This window comes from Corynebacterium sp. LK28, assembly GCF_014335105.1.
In the GTDB taxonomy this organism is placed as follows: domain Bacteria; phylum Actinomycetota; class Actinomycetes; order Mycobacteriales; family Mycobacteriaceae; genus Corynebacterium; species Corynebacterium macclintockiae.
Genome location: NZ_PDGZ01000007.1, coordinates 1 through 24,715, shown reverse-complemented (window position 1 = coordinate 24,715; position 24,715 = coordinate 1). Strand labels below are relative to the sequence as shown.

The following is a 24,715-nucleotide window of genomic DNA, read 5'->3' as shown; positions in this document are numbered from 1 at the left end:
CACTGCTGTGACCCTGGTGACCTTATGGTTTGTGAATGCGGCCAACCCAAGCACGGTCGTGCATCAGGAACATAAGGTCGACCGCGGTTTTGCCCGCAAGTACCTGGCGCAGCTGAATCCCGCCTGGCCGCTGACTCACATCGGCGACTTCGACATGACCCGTAGCGCAACGCCGGGCGTCGACGAGTTCTACATCGGCGGCTACCCGGGGCTCTCCGTAGTGCAGACCGTCATTCCGGATCTGCGCAAGCTCTCCGAGCTTCCGGAGCGCTACCGCACGCTGGTCAGCGCGGCCGATGTCTACGCCTCCTGTGTGGTGGCAGACCCGGAGACCGCGGCATCCACGAAACCAGGTGATGGTGGGGATCCTGCGTCCACGGAGGTCGACGAAACCTTCGGCGGCTTCGCCCACTGGTCCGGTGGCACACTCAAACGCTCCTTCTGCGCGACGCAGGAGACGGTGTTTGAAGATACCGGCCTGCCTTGCGAATTCGAAGCCGACTACTGGGCCGGCACCACGGAGGCCCACGGCATTCAGTTGCCATTCATCCCCGCGGAACTGGCCACCGCTGCCATTGAGTCCTGGCTAGGGTTCTCCCTGACAGAATCCGCCCCTGCCCTGCCAGTGGCGGCCTTCGCCGTCGACGGTCGTCCGGAGGCGAAGTCCTCCGAATATGACGGCCTCACGCACGGGCCGAGTCAGCCGGAGGACAAGGTGTCTGTCTACGACGAGGAGCAAGGCTACGACGATTACGCAGCCCCCTCCGGCGCCAGCGAGCCGAGTTCTGCAGAGGTCGCGAAGAACGTCCTGAACTCCCTGAGCAGTGGTGCCCGCAAAGGGTTCAGCGCCACCATCAAGGGGCTGCGCGGGGCGTCCAAGAAAATCGGCGACGAGGTTCGTCGCCGCAGCCGTGGCAACTAAGACTCAGCTATTTTCCTAGCCAACTCCGTTAGCGCACGGCCTCGTAAAAGGCGATCGCCGCCGCCGTCGCAACATTCAAAGAATCGGTGCCGCGAGCCATCGGGATCACGGCCCGCACATCCGCGGCCCGCATGGCATGCTCGGTTAAGCCAGGACCTTCCGCTCCCACCATCACCGCAACCTTCTTACCCCGTTCCCGGGCAGCCTCGGTTGCCTCGCGCAGCGTCGTGTTCCCCGACGGGGTCAGCGCCACCACCTCATAGCCACGACTCTGCAACAGCTGCAGATCCCTCTGCCACGTCGTAGTCGTGCCGGGGAATCTAGCCCACGGCAGGCGCAACACGTGCCCCATCGACACGCGCACGCTACGGCGGTACAGAGGGTCGGCAGTAGCCGCACCGAACAGCACCGCATCCACCCCCAGGCCTGCTGCATTGCGGAAGATCGAGCCGATGTTTTCGTGGTCCCCCACTCCCTCCAGCACGGCAATCACGCCGCTGGCCCCCTCGGTGCCCTCAGTGCCCTCGGTGTCTTCGGTCGCCTCCAGCTGGTCCAACAGCGCTTCCACGGAAAGCTCCTCACTCTCCAGCAGGCGATCCGCCGAGGCCACCAAGCCCCTATGCATATCGAAGCCCGCTACCTCCTTCAAGACCTCGCGGGAGACCTCGAATACGGAGAACGGGGCGTCATCCCCCGAAAAAGAGCTAGACAAGCTCTCCTCGATCGCCCGCAGTTTCCCCGGGAACCCCACGACCGCCCGGGTCGGATACGGGCTGGCCAGCAGGCGCGGGACGACCAAAGTGCCCTCCGCGATGATCAACTGCTCGCCGGACTTCTTATCGGACGCGTTGAGGTTCCGAAAGTCATCCAGACGCGGGTCGCGCGGATCATCAATGCGGGTAGGCGAAAAATCAGCCACAGGCTAGCCCCGCAGAACGTCCATCACTGGATCGGCGGCAAAAAAAACCACGAACATCACGGCCACCAGATACAGCAGCGGGTGGACCTTCTTCGCGCGGCCACCTACCACAGCCATGGCGACGTAGGTGATGAAGCCCACGCCGATGCCGTTGGCGATGGAGTAGGTAAACGGCATGACCACGATGGTCAGGAAAGCCGGGAGGGCAATGTCGAAGCGGGAGAAGTCAATGTCCTTGACCTGCGCCATCATCATCGCACCGACGATCACCAGAACCGGGGCGGCGGCCTCGATCGGCACGACCTCGTACAGCGGGGTGAAGAACATCGCCAGGATGAACAGCAGACCGGTGACCACATTGGCCAGACCAGTACGGGCGCCATCGCCGATGCCAGCGGCCGAGTCGACGTACACGGTGTTCGAGGAACCGGAAACGGCACCGCCTACGACCGCACCGCCGCCCTCGACGATCAGCGCGGTGCGCAGGTTCGGCAGGCGACCTTCCTCGTCCGCCAGCTTGGCCTGCTTACCCAGGGCCGTCATGGTGCCCATCGCGTCGAAGAAGTTAGCCAGCACCAGGGTGAAGATCAGCATGCAGGCTGCCAGCACTCCCACGCGGGTGAACGCACCGAACAGATCCACGGCACCGACCAGGGAAAGGTCGGGGATTCCACCTAGGGAATCCGGCCCCTGCGGGACGGCCAGGTTCCAGCCCTTCGGGTTGGGCTCGCCGTTAACGAAGGACGGGCCGGTGTGCGTGATGGCCTCCACGATCATGGCGATGATCGTGTTGGCGACGATGCCGATGAACAGGCCACCGCGAACCTGGCGCACCACCAGGGTGCCGCAGATGAGCAGGCCGAGGATGAATACCAACGTGGGCCAGGAAGCAATCGAACCATTAATACCCAGGCCAACCGGCACGGTCGTGCCCGCAGCATCGGGGATACGGCGAACAAAACCGGAATCCACCAGACCAATCAGGGCGATAAACAGGCCGATGCCCACGCCGATGGCGGCCTTCAAGGAGGCGGGGATGGAGTTGAACACGGCCTCGCGGAAGCCGGAGATCGCCAGCAGCACAATGAGAATACCGTCGATCACCACCAGGCCCATCGCCTCGGGCCACGAAAGCCCTTCGGTGCCGACGAAAGTAACCGCCACCAGGGTATTAATGCCCAAGCCAGCGGCGATGCCGAAGGGGTAGCGGGCAATCACGCCAAAGGCAATGGTCATCACACCAGCGGCCAGAGCGGTAACGGCAGCCACGCGGGCCGTGCCCAGCTCGTCGCCGTTAATGTCTGCGCTAGTGCCCAGGATCAGCGGGTTTAGGATGATGATGTAGGCCATCGCGAAAAACGTGACCACACCGCCACGGATCTCGGTGCCCACCGTGGAGTTACGCTCCGAGATCTGGAAGTAGCGGTCTAGGAAGCCGCGATCCTCGTTTGTGGATTTCTTATCCACCTTCTTCTCGGCCTTCGCGGCCTGTGCATCTGACATGCGGGATTCTCCCCTACCTGTACGAGTAGTTCGTGGGTACTGCCCCAATCCCAGAACTGTAGGCAGTCACCACAATATGAAACGACAAGTAATAAGTAACCACTACGCAGGGTATTTTTGCAACTATTAAAGGCTACTCGAAGGGCATCAAGGGGTTACTCGAAGCGCGATAGCCCACCGTCGACATACACGCCGTAGTTGCTGGTGCCTTCGCCCAGCTCCTCGCCGATGGATTCCTCTACAGTCGCTGAGTGCGCACCGCAGCCATAATCTTCCTGCACCACGCGGCCATCGGCGGAGTATTCGTTAGCGCATATGCCGATGCGGTTGTCTACATCGTCGACGGGCAGGTAGAACGCGCAAGTCTCGCACTGCAGCTCCGCCTTTTTGGCAAATTCGGACCTCGGCCCATAGTCGCCTTCGCGCCACCTGCGCTGGGCCTGCTTCAGCCCCACGTGGGACAGGGTGTTTCCGGCCCGCGGGTTGCGCAGGAAGCCATCACCGTCCTGCAGCTGCGCCCAGGCGATCAGCCGCTCGTCGTCGCGGCGCGGCGGCAGCGTATCGCCGGGGCCGAGGTCGCCGGGCTGCACCCGGTCCTCGTAAGGCACCCACTCTGGCGCCAGGGAGGCCTGCTCCCCTGCCTGCAAACTCACCTCATTGATCGTGAGAACCCCACTGCCCGGCACTGTCACCAGCACCACGACCCACTCCCAGCCCCGATAGCCGGGGACGCGGCTGCCGAAGCGGTAGACCCCTACCCCCTCATCCTGCGTCGCGATGCCGAGGAACTCCCCCACCTCGTCGTCGCCGACCTCTTCCACCGCGGCGCGGGCCATGTCCTTTGCCTGTGCAGAAAAAAGTATCGGATCTGCCTTAATCTTCTTACTCACCTGAACCATTATGCCTGCCATCCCCTCGCTGTGGTGCATGATGGTTGCATGTTCTCTTATCGACGCCACCCTCACGCATCCCTCCCCCGATCCCAGAAAGGGCGTGTGTCGACCCAGGTCGTCGCAGCTGTAGGAGCTGCAGCCTTAGCGTGTGCGTTATCGGCGTGCGGTTCGGACGACGGGGCGTCCCCAATTAAACAAGGAGACACCTCCGAGCAGTACGGCAATGCCCCGCTGCTCGAAGCGACGGTAGAGAAGGTGCATCCGTGGGATAAGTCAGCGTTTACGCAGGGGCTGGAAACCGCCGAGGATGGGCGACTGCTGGTTGGAACCGGTCTGCGTGGCGAATCCCGGATCTACTACACCGATCTGGAAGGGCAGAAAGGCAGCGAGCAAAAGCTCAGCGACAACTTCTTCGGCGAGGGCGTAGCGATCCACGGCGATACGGTGTGGCAGCTGACATGGCAGGAACACACGGCAATCAAGCGTGATGCGCGCACGTTGGAGGAGACCGGCCGGGCCGACTACGAGACCGAGGGGTGGGGGCTGTGCTCCCAACAGGATCGACTTGTAATGAGCGATGGATCAGGCACGCTGACGTTCCGCGACCCCGAGACTTTCGACAAAACCGGCTCCGTCGACGTGCCCGGCACCGACCAACTCAACGAGCTGGAATGCACTGAGGATGGCAAGGTGTGGGCGAACGTCTGGCAGACCAACACGATCCTGGAGATCGACCCGGAGGACGGCAAGGTCACCCACGTCGTTGACACCTCCGGCCTGTTCCCCGCCGCCAAGCGCGACGGCGCGGATGTCCTCAACGGCATCGCAGTGGTTCCGAATAGCACTCCGGAAGATCACCGCTTCTATCTGACGGGCAAGCTGTGGGACGAAATGTACGAGGTGCGCTTCAAGGAACCGCAGGCCTAAGAAGCGTTCGCAGAACTGGTTGGGGCTTGTCCACGCAGTGAATTAGGATCGAAAACCGTGAGCGACCAAGAAGAATCCAGCACGAACACTTCCGAAAAGGCTAACAGCAAGGCCACTAAGAAGGTCACCGAAAAGGGGACCGGGAAGCCTGCACCGAAGCTGTCCAAGAAGCAACAACGCCAGCGTGCGCAGCGCAAGCAATTGCTGACCATGGGCGCCATCGTGGCCCTCGTTGTCGTGGTGATCGGCGGCGTACTTCTGTACAACCGCTGGCAGGACGGGAAGATCGAGACCCTGCCTAAGGACCAGCGAATCATTGCTGTCGTTGACGGCAAGGAGGTAGAGATCGCCCCGTATTCCGCCTGCCAGCTGGATGATCCGGACTGCCGCCCCAGCGAGCCCTACAAGCTAGAAATGGGCGATGCGAAGGAGGTCACCCTCAAGCTGCCGGAGGATGTGTACGACCATGATTGGTCCATGCTGCAGATCTTCAATGATCCGGGCGCTAACCAGGACAACTACTACAAGGGCAACGAACGCCAAGAGGTCACCCTGAAGACCGAGGCAAGCGTGAAGGCGAAGGACGGCAGCACGCCGCTACTGCGAGTCGTGGAGCTGCACTCCATGCTGGTCGGGCTAGATGACAACGACGAACAAACCCCCTACGCAACCATCTGGTCGATCGAAATCGCCCAGTAGGTGGCTGCGGTAGGGGGTTTGGAGTTCTGTTTTTAGGGGGTTAGCTGTCGAGCTCCCGCGCGATCGTGCGCAGAATCTCCGCCACCTGGCGCGCTTCCTTACGTTCCGGGCGGCGACCGGACTGCAGAACGGGCAGTACGCTGGCATCCAGCAAAGTGATCGTATCCTGCACCATCTGCTGTAGTTGCTCTGCATCGTACTTGTGCTGTGCACGGCGGGGGCCGTTGTCCAGCACAGTCATGGTGTGCACCTGCGGGCCACGGCGGCCGGCAATGAACTCATACTCGATGCGCTGGCCCTTGACCAGTTCGGTGACGCCCTCGGGCAGCACCTGGGAACCGACGTAGACGTCCTCGTCCCCTGGGTTGCTGACGAAGCCGTAGCCGCGGTCTGCGTCGTACCACTTCACTTTTCCGGTTGGCATGGGATCACCCTGTTCCTTTATTACTTCACGGGGAGCGCAGAAAAGATAGAGAAAATACTGTGCCTGCGCTCCGGCAATAGAATGACCTAGATTAGCGAGAATACCGAGGTAGAGCAAATCTCAGCAACCCCACCAGTTACGCCCAATTTGTGACGTTCATCACATAACGGAACGATAACAAAATGGTTTCAATAGAGTAAACGCCAGGTCAGAATAAGTTCTTATCCATCGCCTTAACGGAAGCTAAGATACGGATCTTGTCAAAAACGTGACACAACCGTGACAAACCAGTACGGTAACCCATGACCAAAAGGCGAACGAGCAAACTGCTCGACGTCAGAACCGAATAAAGTTCTTGTTTTTCAAGAGATAACGAAACAAAAGGCGTCAATACACAAACACCTGGCGCCCGAAGGGAAACTCAGCGAACATGGCACGTCACGCAAAGACCAGCTCTTTCTCCACCGCAGCCCGCCTGTCCGTAGCAGGCGTTGCTGTTGCAGCGACCTCCGCCCTGCTGGCACCGACCGCTTCCGCAGCCCCGGATTCCGACTGGGATCGCCTGGCTCAGTGTGAGGCTGGCGGCAACTGGTCCATCAACACCGGCAACGGTTTCCACGGTGGCCTGCAGTTCAGCCCGTCCACCTGGGCTGCCTACGGCGGTAAGCAGTACGCACCGTACGCATACCAGGCAACCCGCTCCCAGCAGATCGCCGTTGCAGAGCGCGTTCTGGCTGGCCAGGGTTGGGGTGCATGGCCGGCTTGCTCCGCCAAGCTGGGTCTGAACTCCAAGCCGACCCCGCGCAACGCCGCTGCTAAGCCAAAGGCTAAGCCAAAGGCTAAGCCAAAGGCTAAGCCGAAGGCAAAGCCGGTCGCACCGGCTCCGGTTGTTAACCAGGCAGTCCGCGACCTGTCCCGCAACTCCAACGCTCTGGCCATCGACAAGTTCTACGACGCACTGGTCAAGCGCATCGAGTCCCTGGGCTTCTCCGTTCCGAAGGAAGTCACCGACTTCTACAATGCCAACAAGTCTTCCTGGAACCACACCTACAAGAAGTACTCCGCTCAGCTGCAGCACGTTCTGCCTCACTAAGAGCATCTAGGCTTCACCGGGCTGGCACGCTTTCCGCGTGCTAGTCCGGTTTTTCTTTAACCACCACAGCTAGGCCACACACCTGCCCACAGAAAGCACAAGGGTGGTGTGCATCCCCCCTCTAGCACGGGGGACGCACACCACCTCGGTGTGAACGTTCAGTTACTTGTTAATAACAGTGAACGAGTGGACGTACGGCAGCTCGGAAGCATCGACCGGGAACTCGATGTCGCCGTAGGGGCTCAAAGCGCCCGCGGTATCAGCCACCAGCTCGGTAACGGCGTGGTGACCCTCTGGGATATCAGTGGGCCAGCCTGCGTCGACGTAGCCCTTCTTCTCAACGTTAGCCATAGTTGTATCTTGGCATATCAGAAGGCAAAAGGCACGCTGCAAGCTAAAATAGGTCGATTATGTGCCCCCATTCCGCGAAGTCGACCACCAAAGGCAAGTCTCCCGCCTCCACCCGCAGCGGGTTCCCCTCCTATGGGGACTGGCTGTTCGGGCAGTCGGACGAGGCACTCGCGGATCTACTTACCCGCCTGCTGGCTTCCAACCCCACGACCTTCGTGGAAAACCTCACCGGCAACAACGCCGCGCTGGATAACCTTTCTACCGCCGTGTCCATCCCCGGCAGCACGGGTAGCCACAGCCAGTCCGCCGAACTGTTCGGCGATGCCCCAGACCCGGCGCTGATCCATTTAAACTCCCTGGAATTGGCCGTTTGCCACGCAGCCTGCGAACTCGATGCTGTCCACCACCCGTGCACGGTGGCGGATCTGGCCGAGATGCTCACGGAACTCTTCGACATCGCCGGCACTCCCGCGCAGCAGCGCCCCAACGACCAGCAGGTACGCGGGGCCGTCCAGTCCCTATGCCACTGGGGGCTGGTCTTTGGACCCGATTTCCAACTCCCCTCCCCCGAACTGCCCGGCGCGACCACGCAGTTGAAGATCCCACCGCACCTCCCCCGCATGTTCGAGCCCTCCACGGAGCAGCTCTGGCGGCTCGTCGACGGCACTCGTTGCCCCATCCCCTCGGCCGAGCTGCCGGGAGTGGTCGACGAACTGCCGCCCCGCCAACGCCGCCTGTTATCCACCTTGGCCGCGGGAGGCGGCGTGGGGCACTCAACCTCCCTGCACGAGGGTGCGGATCCGTCGAAGCCGCTCCCCACGCTGGTCCGCCAGGGCATCTTGGATCAGCTGGACGATACGACCGCCCGCCTCACCGGCCGTGTGCAACAACTACTGCACGGCACGCTCATCACCGATCCGGGTGGCCACTTCGCGCCCACCAGTGCGACCAGCCCAGCCGACTCCGCCGCGAACTCCCGCGCCGACGATGCCGGTGCCGCTCAGGCAGTGCAGCTAATCCAGGATCTCAGCCACCTCATCGAAGACCTCGGCCGCAACCCGATCGTCCCCCTGTCGTCCGGCGGCATCGGCACCCGCGAGATCAACAAAGTCGCCCGCCGTCGGGACGAACCCGCCGAGACCACGCTGCATCTGCTCACCTGGCTCGCCCACGCGAACCTCATCGGACGCGGCCGCGCCACCCCCACCCCGGCCGGGCAGCCCGCACGGGACTATTGGGCTCCCACGGAGCTCGCCCTCGACTTCCTGGAGGCCTCCCCCGCCACTGCCTGGGCGATCCTCCTAGTCGGCTGGGCCAACAGCGCTTACGCCCCCTGGTTCGTCGAGGAACCCGACACGCGCCCCTTCGAAGCCGGCACCGCATCGCACGCCGCCCGCGGACTGCGCCGTACCTTCGCCGCCCTTTTTGATGACGCCCCTACGCCCCAACCGAACGAACTTCACCGGGAGCTCTGGCGATTGCGCCCCGGTGAGGCCTGGCGCACCACGCACACCGCTTGGAATGCGGTGTGGGAGGAGGCGAAGGAGGTCGGAGTGTTGGCGTCCCTAAGAAGAGAAACCGTACCTACCCGGGCAATGGGCGCCTTGCGTGACGTGCTGAGCGGCAGCGCAGACCCCGTGGCGGATCTGGCCGACGCATTGGCGGAGATTCTGCCCGCCCCGGTGGAGCAACTGATCGTGCAGGCAGATCACACGATCATGGCGCCGGGGCTGCTGCACCCGACCGATCAGGCGATGCTGGCCAAGTTCAGCGACCAGGAATCCGGTGGAATGGCCAGTGTGTGGCGAATGTCCAAGGAATCGGTAGAGCGAGCGCTGCGGTCGGGGCTCGGCGCCGAGGAGATCGAAGAGTTTCTGGAAGCCCGCGCGCTGGGCGGGGCAGAGAACGTGCCGCAGGCACTGCGCTACATGCTGCATGATGCGGAGCGCAGCCAGTCGCAGGCCACCGCCGGAGTGGCGCAGATGTACCTGAGCACCAAGGAACCTGCGGCGCTGGACCGTATTCTGGCACTGCCGGATATCGAGGGTCTGCGACTGCGGAAGATTGCACCGACGGTGGCGGTTTCCGCAGCTCAGCTGTCGTTTGTCACTGACCGATTGGAGGCCATGGGCGTGCAGCTACGCCTGGAAGGCGGCCAAGCGGTCGCCGACGCGCCAGTGCTGTCGCGGGTGGCCACCCCAGCGCGCCCGGGGCTGCGCTGCGCGGTCGATGGATCAGTCGATCGCAGCGCCGACGGCACGGGTGACGACAGCGAGCAGGTTATCGCGAGTGCGATCGAAGGCTTCCGGCGCAGCCACGAGCGTGCCAACGCTGCGGGCACGACCAGCACTCCGGATGCGCAGGGCCAGCCCGACGGAACGCGAGTTGTGCATACGCCAGAAGAAATGATGGCGGCGATCTCGCAGGCGTATTCTTCCGGAACCATCGTGCGGATCAGCTACGTTAACAACGACGGCCAACAGGCCAGTGACCAAGTTTCCATTGTGATGATCCGCCCCTCGACCATCGCCATGGTTTCCGAAATCAGCGGGGAAAGCTTCACCGTGCAACCGCACCGGCTCAGCAGCGTGGAGTACTAGCGCCACTGGTGCGTACGCGGGAGACTACAGTGGAAGGTTGTCCCAAAAACAGAGCTAACCAAAGCTGCCCCGAGACCCGTTAGGAGCGCCAGCTAGTGAGTATCGGCACCGGCCCATTGATCGTCCAATCGGACAAGACTGTGCTGCTGGAAATCGACCACGAGCAAGCCCAGGAGGCGCGCACCGCGCTGGCGCCGTTCGCGGAGCTGGAGCGCGCGCCCGAGCACGTGCACACCTACCGCATCACCCCGCTGGCGCTGTGGAACGCCCGCGCGGCCGGGCACGACGCGGAGCAGGTCATGGACGTGCTGGAAACATACTCGCGGTTCCCCGTCCCCCAGCCGCTGCTCATCGACATTGCCGACACGATGGATCGCTATGGGCGGCTGAAGCTCATCAAGCACCCGGCCCACGGGCTCGTGCTGGAGACGACCGACAGGGCTGTGTTGACGGAGATTCGGCGTCACAAAAAGATCAAGCCCATGTTGGGCACAGAGATCGACGAAGACTCGATCGTTGTGCACCCTTCCGAGCGCGGCAGGCTCAAGCAAGAACTACTGAAGGTCGGCTGGCCTGCAGAGGATCTGGCGGGCTACGTCGACGGCGAGGCGCACCCCATCGAACTGTCGCAGGAACACGAGCAGTGGCAGCTGCGCGATTACCAGGAGATGGCGGCCGACAGCTTCTGGGAAGGCGGCTCGGGCGTGGTCGTCCTGCCATGCGGAGCTGGTAAGACGATGGTCGGCGCGGCTTCCATGGCAAAAGCGAAGGCCACCACCCTGATCCTGGTGACGAACACGGTCGCGGGCAGGCAGTGGAAGGACGAGCTGGTGCGCCGTACCTCCCTGACCGAGGACGAGATCGGCGAGTACTCCGGAGAGAAGAAGGAAATCCGCCCCGTAACCATTGCGACCTACCAGGTGGTCACACGGAAATCGAAGGGCGAATACCGGGCGCTGGAGCTGTTCGACTCTCGCGACTGGGGGCTGATCATCTACGACGAAGTGCACCTGCTGCCCGCACCGGTGTTCCGCATGACCTCTGACCTGCAGTCCCGCCGCCGCCTGGGGCTGACCGCCACCCTGGTGCGCGAAGACGGACGCGAGGGCGACGTATTTAGCCTGATTGGGCCGAAGCGCTACGACGCCCCGTGGAAGGACATCGAAGCCCAGGGCTGGATCGCCCCGGCAGACTGCACCGAAGTGCGCGTGCAGCTGACCGAGGCCGAGCGGATGGTTTACGCCACCGCCGAGCAGTCCGACAAGTACCGCCTGGCCGCTACCACCCCGACGAAGACGAAGGTGGTGCGCAAGATCATGGAGATGCACCCGGACGAGCCGACGCTGATCATCGGCGCGTACATCGACCAGCTGGAGGAGATCGCCGAGGAGCTGGACGTGCCCGTCATCGACGGCAAGACCGGCAACGCCAAGCGCGAGAAGCTGTACCAGCAGTTCCGCGATGGCGAGTTACAGACGCTGGTGGTTTCCAAGGTGGCGAACTTCAGCATCGATCTGCCCGGCGCGTCCGTCGCCATTCAGATCTCCGGCACGTTCGGTTCCCGCCAGGAAGAAGCACAACGCCTGGGCCGAATCCTGCGCCCGAAGCCGGACGGTGGCGAGGCGTTCTTCTACTCCATTGTCGCCCGCGACACCCTGGATGCGGATTATGCCGCGCACCGCCAACGCTTCCTGGCCGAGCAAGGCTATGGCTACCGCATTGTCGATTCCTTCGACCTTTAGAATCTTTAGTTACTGCCGTTTTTAAGGAGCACCCCTATGTCTGCAGCCCAGCAACCAATGCAGGTCGACTTCAACTTCGACGTCGACGAGGAATACGCCCGCAAGCACAACGAGTTCCTGCGCGATGCGAAGCGCATGCAGGTCTCGGCGGGTGTGTTGGCCGCAGTTCTGGGAGTGATCGTGGCGGTGCTGCTTCTCACCGCAGGCTCTAACTGGTGGGCCATAGCCATCAGCTTTGCCCTGGGTGTGTTCGCGCTACTGTGCCTGGCCTTGATCCCGATCTTGCCCCGCAAAATGGGATCGCCACAGCAGTACTTTGACATGTACCAGCTTGCTCCGGCGATGATCGCGGAGGTCAACGCCCGCGACATGTCGCTGTTGATGCTGGTGGACGCCTCTGCGGATCCGCAGCGCACCGTCCCCGCCCTGGCGGTCCGCACCGTGACCTCTGTGCCGGGTGTTCCTCGCGAGGTCGGTGCGCGGGTGCCGTCCATGGCAGTGACCGGCTACCGCCCGACGCGCGGCCCGAAGGTCTACGAGGAGATCTCCCCCATGCCGGTGGCGTGGGGCACCGGGGATGTGAAGGTCTGGAAGCGCGCGGAGCGGGCAATTAGCACGAATCTGTGGAACCGTCTGGACGGTCTACTGGATCAGGTGGACAAGGCCAAGAAGGCCAATCGCAGCGTCTACGTACTGGAACAGCCCAAGGGCGGAAAGCCGAAGAACTAACGCAGATCACTATTGCGAAAAGCCCGTGATTGATTTCACAATGGTTGTGTAGGTCACTAGACTGGCACCCACATTGTTGAACAATCCGGCCGGTGGTGCCGCTGCTTCGCACTCCGGCCACGCGTCCGACTGCGCGTCCAATCACGCAAGGAGTCGATCACATGTCCCCATCCCGCAGCCCGCTTTCCATAGACCTCAACGCCGACCTCGGCGAAACGACCGGCGGTAACCCGGTCAGCGATGATGCGGCGATGGTGGCCATCGTTTCCAGCGCCAACGTCGCCTGCGGTTTTCACGCCGGCGACGCGCACGCGATCTCTAACACTCTGGCGGCTGCCGCGGAGAACAACGTTGCCGTTGGCGCGCACGTCGGCTACAACGACCAGGCCGGTTTCGGCCGTCGCTTCATCGACTACTCCCCCGCCGAGCTAGCCGACGAGGTCCTCTACCAAATCGGCGCCCTGGACGCGCTGGCCAAAGCCTGTGGCACCCAGGTGCGCTACGTCAAACCCCACGGCGCGATGTACAACACCATCGTCCACCACGAGGCCCAGGCCAAGGCCGTCATCGAGGGCATCAAGGCCTTCGGCGCGGATCTGCCCGTCATGCTGCTCCCCGGCGCTGTTGCCGCCACGTACGCGGAACAGGCCGGCCTGCGCGTTATCAACGAGGTCTTTGCCGACCGCGCCTACAACCCGGACGGCACGCTGGTTTCCCGCCGCGAGAACGGCGCCGTGCTACACGACCCGGAGGTTGTCGCCCGCCGCGTGGTACGTATGGCCGAGGAAGGCACGATCGAGGCCGTCGATGGCTCCACGATCCGCACCGCCGCAGATTCGGTGTGCGTCCACGGCGATTCCCCCGGCGCGGTCGCCATGGCGGAGCGCATCGCCGCTGAGCTCAAGGCCAACGACATCACTATCGGGAGCTTCCTGTGAGCCACTCCGTTTCCCCCGTCGGCACCCGCGCCGTCATCGTCGACTTGCCCGACCTCGTCACCGTCATGGCGTGGCATGCCTCGCTGGTCGCCACCCCTTTGCCGGGGCAGGTAGAGGCCATCGCCGCGGCGCGCACTGTTCTGGTTTGTTTTGACGCCCACTCCTCCGCCATCGCCGGTTTGAGCGCCCTGCGGGACTTCCACCCGCAGACCTCTGCCGAAGCGAATCCGCGGGAAGTCACCATCGACGTCGTCTACGACGGCGAGGATCTGGCGGATGTCGCGACTCTGATGGATATTTCCACCGAGGAGCTGATCACCCGCCACACCCAGCAGCAGTGGCTGGCAGCCTTCGGCGGTTTCGCCCCGGGCTTTACTTACTGCGTGCCGGCTGAAGGCGATCACACTTACACCTGGGATGTTCCCCGCCGCAGCTCCCCGCGCACGGCTGTTCCGGCTGGCGCGGTGGGACTGGCCGGGCAGTTCTCTGCCGTCTACCCGCGCACCTCTCCCGGCGGCTGGCAGTTGCTGGGACACACCACGCAGCCGATGTGGGACACGAACGCCGAGCAACCCGCGCTCCTGCAGCCGGGCGATACGGTGCGCTACCGCCAGGTGCGGGAATCCATCAGCGCCGGGGCTGACTCTTCCACCGCTTCCGGCGACTCAAACGCAAAAGCCCCACGGGAAAAGTCGGCCGGTGGGGGCGTGGGGGCGTCCACAAGCAACACACCTATCGTCCCCGCCCGCCCGAGCGTGAAGGTCATCGACGCAGGGCTGCAGACCCTGTTCCAGGACACGGGGCGTGCGGGGCACGGCGACATCGGCGTGAATAGCTCCGGCGCCGTCGACCGCGCAAGCGCCTGGGCGGCCAACGATGTGGTGGGCAATGCATCGTCGGCCACTGTGCTGGAAAACATTGGTGGTATCGGGCTAGAAGCGCTGGTGGATACCGCAGTGTGCGTTACCGGTGCGCAGGCAACCGTTTCGATTGGTCGGCGCACCGTCGAGCTCGGCTCGCCGGTACAGGTCAAGGCCGGGCAAACGCTGCAGGTAGAGCCACTCGGCGGCGCCGGCAACGGCCTGCGCAACTACGTAGCCGTGCGCGGCGGACTGGTGACCGACAAGGTGCTGGATTCAAGCTCCACCGACGTGCTGTCTGGGCTGGGCCCACAGCCCGTATCCACCGGCGATGTGCTGAAGGCCGGGCGCCGCACCGCCAAAGCCTCCGTCGGCGCGGCGACGACCAACCCCTTCGACGGCACCAACGTGCTGCGCTGTGTTGCCGGGCCGCGCGAAGACTGGTTTAGCAGCGAGGAACTGCAGCGATTCACAGAGCTTGAGTGGACCGTCACCGGACAGTCCAACCGCGTAGGCCTGCGCCTAGCGCTGCCGGCGGGCGAAGACGGCGCCGAGCCCACCCCGCTGCAGCGCAGCCGCGACGGCGAACTTGCCAGCGAGGGCATGGTCAGTGGCAGCATCCAGGTGCCGCCGAACGGCCTGCCGGTGGTGTTCATGGCCGACCACCCGGTTACCGGCGGATATCCGGTCATCGCCACGGTCATCGACAAGGATCTGGATAAGGCAGGCCAGTTCGCACCGGGAGACACCGTGCGTTTCGAACTTGTGGATTTCGACCCGCCTGCCTCAACGACCGAGCCTGCCCGCTAACACACCCGACACAACACTGAAGAACCAAAGAAGACGAGGAACCCAACACATGAGCCAAGAGACCTTCCCCCTGCAGACCGTCCTTATCGCCAATCGTGGCGAGATCGCAGTGCGCATCGCACGTACCGCACGCGACCTGGGCATTCGCTCCATCGCCGTCGTCTCTGAAGCGGATGTGGACAACCTCCACGCAAAGATTGCCGATGAGGCCTACACCCTGCCCGGCAACACCGCCGCGGAAACGTACATGAACATCCCGGCGCTGTTGGATATCGCCCTGCGCGCCGGCGCGGACTGCGTGCACCCCGGCTACGGCTTCCTCTCCGAGAACGCTGACTTCGCCCGCGCCGTCGCCGAGGCCGGCCTAACCTGGGTCGGCCCTGCCCCGGAGGCCATCGAAACCCTGGGCAACAAGGTTGCCGCCCGCGCCTTGGCCACCGAGGTCGGCGCCCCGCTGGCTCCCGGCACCCCGGATCCGATCCCGAACTGGGAGCAGGCTCGTGACTTCGCCGATCAGCACGGCATGCCCATCGCCATCAAGGCAGCTTTCGGTGGCGGTGGCCGCGGCCTGAAGGTCGTGCACGATTACAACGACATCGAGGCGGCCTTCGAATCCGCAGGCCGCGAGGCCAAAGCCGCCTTCGGCCGTGGCGAGTGCTACGTGGAGAAGTTCCTGACCAAGCCCCGCCACGTGGAGGCGCAGGTGCTGGCCGATACGCACGGCAACGTCCGCGTCATCGGCACGCGCGACTGCTCCGTGCAGCGACGCTTCCAGAAGCTCGTTGAAGAGGCCCCGGCGCCGTTCCTCACTGACCAGCAGCGCACCGACATCATCGAGGGTTCCCGCTCCATCTGCCAGGCTGCGAACTACACGGGCGCAGGCACGGTGGAGTTCATCGTCGCCGAAGACGGCACCGTCAGCTTCCTCGAGGTCAACACCCGCGTGCAGGTCGAGCACCCCGTCACCGAGGTCGTGACGGGCGTAGACATCGTCGCCGAGCAGTTCCGCATCGCCGCCGGCCTGCCTTTGAGTTTCGACGAGGATCCTGCCAGCGACGGTCACGCCTTCGAGTTCCGCATCAACGCAGAAGACGCTGCCAATGGCTTCGTCCCCTCTCCCGGCACCGTCACCCAGTTCGAGGTGCCGACGGGCCCGGGCATCCGCGTGGACGCGGGCGTTCGTACGGGATCCACCATCCCCGGTTTCTACGATTCCCTCATGGCCAAGCTAATCGTCAAGGGCCCGAACCGCGAGGTTGCTCTGCGCCGTGCCCAGGCCGCCCTGGCGGAGATGCGCGTCCAGGGCGTGCGCACGGTACTGCCCTTCCACAAGGACATCGTGACTCACCCCGCTTTCTGTGGCGATGACCTGCACGTCTACACCGACTGGGTGGACAAGGAGTACGAGCCGGGCATCGGCGCGGGCTACGCCGGTTCCTCCCCCGAGGACGTCGAGGATGCCTACACCGAGCGCACCACCCTCACCGTCGAGATCGACGGCCGCCTGCACCGCGTGAGCCTTCCTTCTTCTTTCGGCGTTGCTGCTGCCCCTTCTGTTGGTACGGACGCCCCCTCGGCCTCCCCCGCCGCCGGTTCCAGCACGGCCGCCGGCGACTCCGGCGCAGGCGCGTCTGCAGGTGGTCCTGCCGCCGGCAACGCCGTGGCGTGTCCATACACTGGCGTGTTGGTGAAGTGGCAGGTTGCCGACGGCGACTCTGTGGAGGTCGGCCAGCCGATCGCAACGATCGAGGCGATGAAGATGGAGTCCACGGTGGAGGCCAAGTCCGCCGGTACGATCACCCTGGCGCAGCTAAACCCGGGCGACAATGTTTCGAAGGGCGACGCGCTGGGCCACATCGCGTAATAAGCTGTACTGCTATGCACTCCCAGTCGGCTATCGCACATTCAGCTCTCCTTGACGGCATTGCCTCCGGCGCTTATGCGCCGGGCGAGAAGCTTAATGAGGTGAATGTGGCCCAGTCGCTGGGGATTTCCCGCAATACCCTGCGGGAGGTTTTCGCCACCCTGGTTTCGGAGGGTCTGCTAGAGCGGATCCCAAACCGGGGTGTTTTCATCGTTGAGCCTACGCGCCAGGATTTAAGCGACATGTACGCAACCCGGCTGGTTTTGGAACCCGGGGCTCTGCTGTGGGGTCGGCGGGTAGGGCTGGACAAGCTGGATGGGATCGTTTCCGCAGCGGAGAACCTACGGGATTCCGCCTTGCCACAGACGACCGACGAGGATATCCGTGCGATCGCTGATGCCAACCAGGCTTTCCACCGTGCGATCGTCGCCAGCGCCGGCGCTGAAGGTCTGAACCAAACAATGGATCGCATTTCTGCGCAGATGCGCTTGGGCTTCGCCCGAGCCAACCGCCTGAACCACCAGTTTCACATTGAATTCATCGCCCAGAACCGGACGGTGACGAACCTGATCGCGGAGGAGCGCTGGCAACAGGCCGCGGATCAGCTGGCCGAACACCTGCAGCACACACGGGACAACATCGAACGCTACTTCGGCTAGCCCGCCCCCTGCAGAACTCAAAGCATCTGGTCAGGGCACTTGGTATTGCAGGTCGCGCGCGTCGGTAATCAGCATGTGTCCCGGCGCGTGGCAGATCGCAAACTCCGGCTTGGATTCCATCACCACTGATTGCGGGGTCACACCACAGGCCCAGAACACCGGAATCGTGCCTGCGGGAATGTCCACGGCCTCGCCGAAGTCGGGGTGGTTCAGATCTTCAATGCCGATGGCGGCGGGATCGCCCACGTGCACAGGCGCCCCGTGCACCGCCGGGTAGCGGGAAGTAATTCGCACCGCATCGGCCACCTGGGCAGCCGGAATGGGGCGCATGGAAACGACCATGGGGCCAGAGAATACTCCGGCCGGGTTCGTCTGAATGGTCGTACGATACATTGGCACGTTCTTGCCCTGGGCGATGTGCTCCACCGGCACGCCGTTATCCAGCAGTGCAGATTCAAAGGTGAAGGAACAGCCGATGATGAAGCTGACCAGGTCGTCGCGCCAGATGTCGCGCACATCTGGTATTTCGCTTTCCAGCTGGCCGCCGCGGTACACGCGGTACAGCGGAATATCGGTGCGGATATCCCCATCGGCTAGCAGTTCAGAGGAAACCTGACCGGCCTCTAGCACTCCGAGTAGCGGGCAAGGCTTAGGGTTGCGCTGGGCGAAAAGCAGGAAGTCGAAGGCCTGCTCTTGGGGCAGAGTGATCAGGTTCGCCTGTGCATATCCCCGCGAATAGCCCGAGGTGTGGGTAACAGTTCCTGCCCGGAAAATCTCGCGCGCCTGCTTCGGCAGCAACGCACCGCGGTCATCTGCCCTCTGGCTGCCTGCGCCCTTCGCCATGGTTCACTCCTTTATTCCCAGACTCTTGTGCCCAGGTCTTATGCCCAGATTTCCGGCAGCTTACTCAAGGAACTCCAGCTCAGGTACAACGTCAGCAGCCAGGTGATTACGCCGAGAACCAGCAGCCATGCCGGGTACTTGTAGTTCTGCATCAGGTCGCGGCGGCGCCACGCCACCCACAGCACGACGGCGAAGCCGATCGGCAGAATCAAACCATTAAACGCACCGGCGAAGATCAGCAGTTTCTGCGGCGCCTTGTTGACCACCAGGTAGATCGTGGCACACACGATGATGAATCCGACGACCAACCAGTTGAAGGTGGACTTCTTCATGGACTGCGGGGTGACGAAGGTCAGCGAGGTGTAAGAGGCGCCCACCACAGACGTCAAGCCTGCAGCCCACAGCACCACGCCGAAGAAGCGCACGCCGATATCGCCTGCTGCGTGGCGGAACGCGTCTGCTGCCATGTTGTTGCCGGCCAGCGTCACACCCGATGCGACCACACCCAGGATCGCCAGGAACAGCAGCACACGCATCACACCGGTGACGATGATGCCGGAGATAGAGACCTTAGTAATCGTGCCTACGTTTTCCACGCCGGTCTGTCCGGAATCGATCATGCGGTGCGCACCGGCGAAGGTGATGTAGCCGCCCACGGTACCGCCGATCAGGGTGGTGATCACTAGGAAGTCCACCTCGTCCGGCATCACGGTATTCTGCAGTGCTTCGCCCAGCGGCGGTGAAGAGACAATCGCGACGTAGATCATCAACAGGATCATGATCGCACCCAGACCAACGACGATGCGGTCCAGAGCCATGCCCGCGCGCTTAGATAGGAAGATGAAGATAGCGATGAGCGCCGAAACTCCACCGCCGATCAGCGGACTCAGGCCAAGCATCGCGTTAAGCCCCAGGCCGGTACCGCCGATGTTGCCGATGTTGAAGATCAGACCGCCCACAAACACGAAGGCTGCCATGACCCAGCCAAGGCCAGGTAGGACTTCGTTGCCCAGTTCGTTTGCTCGTTTGCCGGATACGCCCAGTACGCGCCACACGTTGAGCTGAATCGCGATATCCACCAGGATCGAGACCAGGATCGCAAACGCGAACGCCGCCCCCAAGTCTACGGTGAAGTTGGTGGTTTGGGTGATGAATCCCGGGCCGATGGCGCTGGTGGCCATGAGGAACATTGCGCCCAGCGATGCACTGAACGTGACTGCGCGGGTGGCAGCCGGCGCGCCGGCTGCGCTCTGGTCGGTGGTGGGCTCGTTAGCTCCGGACATGTCGCCCGCGTGCTCGTCTGTGTTCGACATTAAAGCACCTTTCTATCAGTGATCCATATCACCTTAGAATGTTGTTCAACAATCTGCAACTACCTGGTGCAACCACTCCGCCAGTTCGTCTACCCGCTGCCGCCACACCGCGGGAGCTGCGATGATGTGTTCACTGTCGTACTCGAAGAACCGCACCTCGGTGCCGCTGTCTTCGAAGTATTTCTTTACGACGCCCCCTCCGGTTCCCCGACTATCAAACTTCGCCAGGGATACTGCCGTGGGAACCCCTGCAATATCCACCGCGAACCCCTCCGGGATTCCCGGGCTGAGCGCCGCCAGGAAATCCAGCCCACAGGCCGCACCCACAACCTGGCTCGCTGCCACCAATCCACTGCCGAAGACGATCAAACCAAAGGCGTTAGGCTCCAGCTCCTCCTTGACCTGCGCGATCGCCTCCGCAACATCCTGCTGGGTGAGGTCCCAGGCTCCGTAGCCGGGAAGCGGGTAGGTCAGATCCACAATGGTCACCCCAGAGCGCTCTGCGATGGAAGCGAATAGCGGCAGCCAGAACTGGTCGTGACTTGCACCGTCACCGAACCACCCTGGTCCGCCGTGCAAACTCACGGCTACAGCGCCGGTGGGATTAGGGGGCGTCAACACTGTGCCTGCAACCCCATCCGGCAGGGCGCGATACTGCTTCGACCAGGGTTCGGCCCGCACCTGGGAGGTGTAAGCGACGTGCGGCATGCGGTGGTCCAGCCCAGCGCCCAGCACCAACAGGCTGCTGTGCGCCAACAGGTCAGGGACGCGTGCCCACATCCGTTCGGTATCGTCGACCAGTTCGGCGGGAACGGGGCAGGATTGCTCCTTGTAGCGGGCTCCCTCATCGGTGACGAGGGAGCTAAAGATCTCCGGGTAGTTGTCCTCGAAGAAATTGTTCAGCTGCTCCAGCTGCTGCTTCGCCGTCAGTGGCTCCACACCAGCCTGAACATCGCGATCTGCTCCCGGCAGGTTGACGATGTCGGAGTTCGGGGTCTGCTCGCTCATGGTTAACGATTGTAGTTGTACGTTTCGCCTTAATCGGCGATCGCTTCCAGCGGGGAGGTTTTCGCCGCCTTGTGCGCCGGCCAAATCGCGGCGAGCACACCCACTATGCCGGAGCCGACCACCATGCCGACCAGCAGCAGCCATGGGAACACCACGCTATCCAGTCCCTCGGAAGCCAGCACCTTTACGAATACCCAGCCCAGGCCCACGCCGATGAGTACGCCAAGCAGCGCACCGTAGATGGCGATCTGCACGGCTTCGAGGGTGATCATCCGGCGCACTTGCCCGCGGAACGTGCCCACCGCGCGCAGCATACCGATCTCCTGCTTCCGTTCGATCACGTTCAGCGCCAGGGTGTTGATGATGCCCAGGATGGCTACCAGGATCGACAGCGCCAGCATGGCATTGAGGATCATGAGTAGCTGATCAATACCGGAGGAGACGGTGCCCGCGTACTCGGCGGTGGTCAGGACATCCGCCACGATGAACGGCTCTACCGATTTGCGCACCCTCTCCTGCAGTTCCTTGTCGCGGACGCTTCCGTCACCGTGGACGAAAACTTGCATGATCCTCAGGTCCCCTACTTCAGACAGGGGCTTGCCCTTGCCCGAGTAAGGCGCCAGTGCAGCCTCGTTGATCAGGGTCTGGGGCTGGATCGGCTCGGTGTAGATTCCGAGCAGCTTCACGTCGCCCATCTTCCCCTGACCAACGCGATACATCGGCACCATGTCGCCGACGTTCCATTTCATGGATTTAGCCTTGTTTTCGGAAGCGTAGAAGCCCGGCTCGTCGGTCTTCAGGCCTCCCCCCAGGGACTTAAGACCCATGGATCTACCCAGGTCACCTTTGTAGTAGAAGGCGTACATACCGCTGTATGAGACATTGCCTTCGTCCATGGGTTTGCCCATGCTGATGGGCGCCGCACCAACCGTGGAGGAATATTCCACACCTTCGGTCTCCTCCACGGCCTTCTCCACGCCCTTGGGCAGCGGGAATCCCTGGTTCTGAGGACCACTGACCACGAGGTCGGACTTGATCGTATCGCCGATCATGCCTTCCATTGCGCCCTTCATCGTCGCGCCGACCATGCCAAATGCCGCCACGAGAGCCACGCCCAAGGTAAGGGCAAACGCCGTCGTCGCCGTCCGTCGCGGGTTCCTTCGCGAGTTTGTGGACGCCAACTTTCCAACCGCCCCAAAGGGAGCGCCAATGACGCGCCCGAGTGCGGGGACAACTGGCATTGACAGCGCCGGAGAGATCAGGAAAGTACCGACGATCACCAGTAGCGCGCCGACTCCGAGAATGACCGCGCGGTTCTTCGTGTCGGCGTCATTTAGCAACAGCGCAGCTACGGCCGCAGCCACACCTGCAAGGCTCACGATCAGCCCCGCGATCGTCCGCAGCTTCAGTGGCGAGGCGCTGGAAACATCGCCGGAGCGCATAGCCTCCACCGGGTGCACGCGACCTGCGCGGCGGGCGGGCGCCCATGCGGAGATAACCGTGATGAGCACGCCGATGACCAGAGGCAGGATGATGGCCTGCGGGGTCAGGCTAAGCCCGCTGCTCGGCAGACCGAAACCGGCCATGTCCATGAGCGCGAAGATGCCCTTGGATAGCCCCATGCCGGCGAGGATGCCGAGGAGCGAACCGACCACACCGACGAGCACGGCCTCGAAAACCACGGAGGTCGTCAGCTGTATACGAGAAGCGCCCAGGGAGCGCAGAAGTGCGAACTCGCGCATGCGCTGGGCAACCACCATGGAGAACGTGTTGGCGATGATAAAAGCGCCGACGAGGAGGCTAACCAGTGCAAAGGCAAGCAGGAAGTAGTTAACGAAGCTGAGGCCTTCCTTGACCTCCTTGGTTGCCTGTTCAACGATCGAGTCACCGGTGACGACCTTGAGTTCCGGGAATTGCTTCTGGATCGAGTCTTTAAGCTGATCCGGGGTTACGCCATCGCGGGCAGCGAGCCAGAAGCCATCGGGGAAAGTACCGTCCGTGTAGCGCTCGATATAGACAGAGGGCTCGATGGCAAGGCCGAGGTAGCCGCCGACCGAAAAGTCCGTGTTGTAGATACCGACGACTTTGTATTCGTGGCTATTCCGAATGTCGATGGCTTTCAGGGTGTCACCGACGTGCACTCCATGCTTCTCAGCGGCATCGCTGTTGATCATGGTCTCTTTGGCACCCTTGGGCGCGCGACCGTCCACCATGGTGATTGACGGGCCCGGGGCATCCTCGTCAGTGTCATTGGGAAGCACCACCGAGGGGGCGCCGCCGGTGCTTAGCTGCTTACCGTCCTTGGCGACGACGGCTGTCGTTTCGGATGCCATTGCAACGCTTTTGACATCCTGGTTAGACTCCAGCTTCTTCCTGGTCTCCTCGGTGATCGGCTTTGTCGGATCCTTCTGGGATACGTCAACATCTACAGCGGAATAAACATTTTCGAATACTCCGTTGAAAGACTTCTGCATCATGTCGGTGAACATGAAGGAGCCCGAAATAAACGCGGTTCCGAGCACCACCGCGATGATGGTGAGGGTGAAGCGGATCTTGTTCGCGAGCACACTGCGGTACGAGACCTTCGCGACAGCACGAGTATGACTGCTGCGGGATTTACCTGCATCTGCCGATCCGCGGTGTTTGTGGACACGAGTGGAGTTGGGCATGACTAGTGCTCCTCCAGCTTGCCCATGACGCCCAGGATTGCATCAACGTCAGGCTTGGTCAGCTCGTCTGCGATTTGACCGTCGGCGAGGAATACGACGCGGTCCGCGTAGGAGGCGGCCTTCGGATCGTGAGTGACGATGACGACTGTCTGGCCGTCCCTGTCGACGGCGTTGCGCAGAATGCTGAGGACCTCGGCGGAGCTATTGGAATCCAGGTTGCCGGTGGGTTCGTCTCCAAAGATGATGTCCGGCTGGGTTACCAGTGCGCGAGCGCAGGCGACGCGTTGTTGCTGACCGCCGGAGAGCTCCGAGGGACGGTGGTTCAGGCGTTCCTTTAGGCCGAGGCGTACAACAACCTCGTCGAACCATTCTTGGTTGACCTTGCGGCCGGCGATGTCCAGCGGCAAGGTGATGTTCTCCTTTGCGGTGAGGGTAGGGACAAGGTTGAAGGACTGGAAGATGAATCCCAGGCGATCGCGGCGGAGTGCAGTGACCTGCTTGTCATTCAGCGTGGAAATATCCGTATCGCCGATCAACGCCTTACCACTGGAGATGGAGTCGAGGCCGGCCATGCAGTGCATGAGGGTGGATTTACCGGAACCGCTGGGTCCCATGATGGCGGTGAACTGTCCGTCGGCGAAGTCGATGGAGATGCCGTCGACTGCCCGTACCTCTGTCTCTCCGTGGCCGTAGATCTTCTGTAGGTCTACTGCCCGAGCGGCGCTGTGTGTTTGGTTTGTATCTGTGTGCTTCATCAGCGTTGCTCCTTAGAGGTTCCCCAACTTGCATGGGGCCTGTATGCGGGTTGTTGTCTGGACGCCGAGGGCGGCCTCCAAAAGTAAACTGTTTAAACAAGCTAATTATAGGCTCTGCCTTCACAGTCTTCCCGACAACAGCAAAAAGACCCGAGGAGCTCCAGTGAATCGGAGCCCCTCGGGTCTTTCTCTTT

General features: G+C 62.6%; 21 protein-coding genes. 11 read left to right on the top strand and 10 right to left on the bottom strand.

Annotation, left to right across the window (positions count from 1 at the left end):
- The first annotated feature begins 7 nt into the window (after positions 1-7).
- Positions 8-922, top strand: a complete 915-nt coding sequence (locus CRD15_RS02155; RefSeq protein WP_034993028.1) for a hypothetical protein — start codon at positions 8-10, stop codon at positions 920-922.
- Positions 923-950: 28 nt separating this feature from the next.
- Here the strand turns inward: CRD15_RS02155 and CRD15_RS02150 are convergent, their stop codons facing one another.
- From CRD15_RS02150 to CRD15_RS02140, 3 genes are all read right to left on the bottom strand, one after another.
- Positions 951-1,841: an RNA methyltransferase gene (locus tag CRD15_RS02150; protein WP_034993026.1), complete on the bottom strand. Its 891-nt coding sequence runs from the start codon at positions 1,839-1,841 to the stop codon at positions 951-953.
- 3 nt (positions 1,842-1,844) lie between these two features.
- Positions 1,845-3,344 (bottom strand): NCS2 family permease, encoded by a 1,500-nt coding sequence (locus CRD15_RS02145; RefSeq protein WP_187401792.1) that lies wholly within the window; start codon positions 3,342-3,344, stop codon positions 1,845-1,847.
- 155 nt (positions 3,345-3,499) lie between these two features.
- Positions 3,500-4,243 carry a DUF3027 domain-containing protein gene (locus tag CRD15_RS02140; RefSeq protein ID WP_034969694.1) on the bottom strand — a complete coding sequence of 248 codons (744 nt, stop codon included), beginning with the start codon at positions 4,241-4,243 and terminating at the stop codon, positions 3,500-3,502.
- A 96-nt stretch (positions 4,244-4,339) separates the two neighbouring features.
- Here CRD15_RS02140 and CRD15_RS02135 point away from each other — a divergent pair, with 96 nt between their 5' ends.
- Positions 4,340-5,164 (top strand): glutaminyl-peptide cyclotransferase, encoded by an 825-nt coding sequence (locus tag CRD15_RS02135; protein ID WP_051879548.1) that lies wholly within the window; start codon positions 4,340-4,342, stop codon positions 5,162-5,164.
- Between the two features lie 57 nt (positions 5,165-5,221).
- Positions 5,222-5,863, top strand: coding sequence for a DUF2771 domain-containing protein (locus tag CRD15_RS02130; protein WP_034969695.1), 642 nt, complete (start codon positions 5,222-5,224; stop codon positions 5,861-5,863).
- A 40-nt stretch (positions 5,864-5,903) separates the two neighbouring features.
- Here CRD15_RS02130 and CRD15_RS02125 read toward each other — a convergent pair whose 3' ends face one another.
- Positions 5,904-6,287: a cold-shock protein gene (locus tag CRD15_RS02125; protein WP_034969697.1), complete on the bottom strand. Its 384-nt coding sequence runs from the start codon at positions 6,285-6,287 to the stop codon at positions 5,904-5,906.
- 430 nt (positions 6,288-6,717) lie between these two features.
- Between CRD15_RS02125 and CRD15_RS02120 the strand changes: the two genes are divergently transcribed.
- The gene (locus CRD15_RS02120) at positions 6,718-7,380 is read left to right on the top strand and encodes a resuscitation-promoting factor Rpf1 domain-containing protein (protein WP_070550570.1); all 663 of its coding nucleotides are present in this window, start codon (positions 6,718-6,720) and stop codon (positions 7,378-7,380) included.
- Positions 7,381-7,542: 162 nt separating this feature from the next.
- Here CRD15_RS02120 and CRD15_RS02115 read toward each other — a convergent pair whose 3' ends face one another.
- Positions 7,543-7,731 carry a hypothetical protein gene (locus tag CRD15_RS02115; RefSeq protein ID WP_034969700.1) on the bottom strand — a complete coding sequence of 63 codons (189 nt, stop codon included), beginning with the start codon at positions 7,729-7,731 and terminating at the stop codon, positions 7,543-7,545.
- A gap of 59 nt (positions 7,732-7,790) precedes the next feature.
- Here CRD15_RS02115 and CRD15_RS02110 point away from each other — a divergent pair, with 59 nt between their 5' ends.
- The 7 genes from CRD15_RS02110 (at position 7,791) to CRD15_RS02080 (ending at position 17,933) form a co-directional block, all read left to right on the top strand.
- Positions 7,791-10,331, top strand: coding sequence for a helicase-associated domain-containing protein (locus CRD15_RS02110; RefSeq protein ID WP_034993024.1), 2,541 nt, complete (start codon positions 7,791-7,793; stop codon positions 10,329-10,331).
- A gap of 95 nt (positions 10,332-10,426) precedes the next feature.
- Complete coding sequence (locus tag CRD15_RS02105; protein ID WP_034969705.1) at positions 10,427-12,073, top strand: DNA repair helicase XPB; 1,647 nt, start codon at positions 10,427-10,429, stop codon at positions 12,071-12,073.
- 36 nt (positions 12,074-12,109) lie between these two features.
- On the top strand, positions 12,110-12,802 hold the full coding sequence (locus tag CRD15_RS02100) for a DUF3239 domain-containing protein (protein WP_034969708.1): 693 nt from the start codon (positions 12,110-12,112) through the stop codon (positions 12,800-12,802).
- 161 nt (positions 12,803-12,963) lie between these two features.
- A complete protein-coding gene (locus CRD15_RS02095) occupies positions 12,964-13,740 on the top strand; it encodes a LamB/YcsF family protein (protein WP_034969711.1) in 777 nt (258 codons plus the stop codon).
- Complete coding sequence (locus CRD15_RS02090; protein WP_034969715.1) at positions 13,737-15,410, top strand: 5-oxoprolinase/urea amidolyase family protein; 1,674 nt, start codon at positions 13,737-13,739, stop codon at positions 15,408-15,410. Before CRD15_RS02095 ends, CRD15_RS02090 begins: the two co-directional genes overlap by 4 nt.
- 49 nt (positions 15,411-15,459) lie before the next feature.
- Complete coding sequence (locus CRD15_RS02085) at positions 15,460-17,274, top strand: biotin carboxylase N-terminal domain-containing protein (RefSeq protein ID WP_187401790.1); 1,815 nt, start codon at positions 15,460-15,462, stop codon at positions 17,272-17,274.
- Between the two features lie 14 nt (positions 17,275-17,288).
- Positions 17,289-17,933: a GntR family transcriptional regulator gene (locus CRD15_RS02080; RefSeq protein WP_070550576.1), complete on the top strand. Its 645-nt coding sequence runs from the start codon at positions 17,289-17,291 to the stop codon at positions 17,931-17,933.
- Between the two features lie 30 nt (positions 17,934-17,963).
- Here CRD15_RS02080 and CRD15_RS02075 read toward each other — a convergent pair whose 3' ends face one another.
- Genes CRD15_RS02075 through CRD15_RS02055 form a run of 5 tightly spaced genes read right to left on the bottom strand, consistent with a single transcriptional unit; the run spans position 17,964 to position 24,521 of the window.
- A complete protein-coding gene (locus CRD15_RS02075) occupies positions 17,964-18,776 on the bottom strand; it encodes a putative hydro-lyase (protein WP_070550577.1) in 813 nt (270 codons plus the stop codon).
- A gap of 38 nt (positions 18,777-18,814) precedes the next feature.
- Positions 18,815-20,089, bottom strand: a complete 1,275-nt coding sequence (locus CRD15_RS02070) for an NRAMP family divalent metal transporter (protein ID WP_051892123.1) — start codon at positions 20,087-20,089, stop codon at positions 18,815-18,817.
- 45 nt (positions 20,090-20,134) lie between these two features.
- Entirely contained in the window at positions 20,135-21,097 is a 963-nt protein-coding gene (locus tag CRD15_RS02065; protein ID WP_187401789.1) for a hypothetical protein, read from the bottom strand.
- A gap of 29 nt (positions 21,098-21,126) precedes the next feature.
- Positions 21,127-23,766, bottom strand: a complete 2,640-nt coding sequence (locus CRD15_RS02060; RefSeq protein WP_187401788.1) for an ABC transporter permease — start codon at positions 23,764-23,766, stop codon at positions 21,127-21,129.
- 2 nt (positions 23,767-23,768) lie between these two features.
- Complete coding sequence (locus CRD15_RS02055; protein ID WP_187401787.1) at positions 23,769-24,521, bottom strand: ABC transporter ATP-binding protein; 753 nt, start codon at positions 24,519-24,521, stop codon at positions 23,769-23,771.
- Positions 24,522-24,715 lie beyond the last annotated feature (194 nt).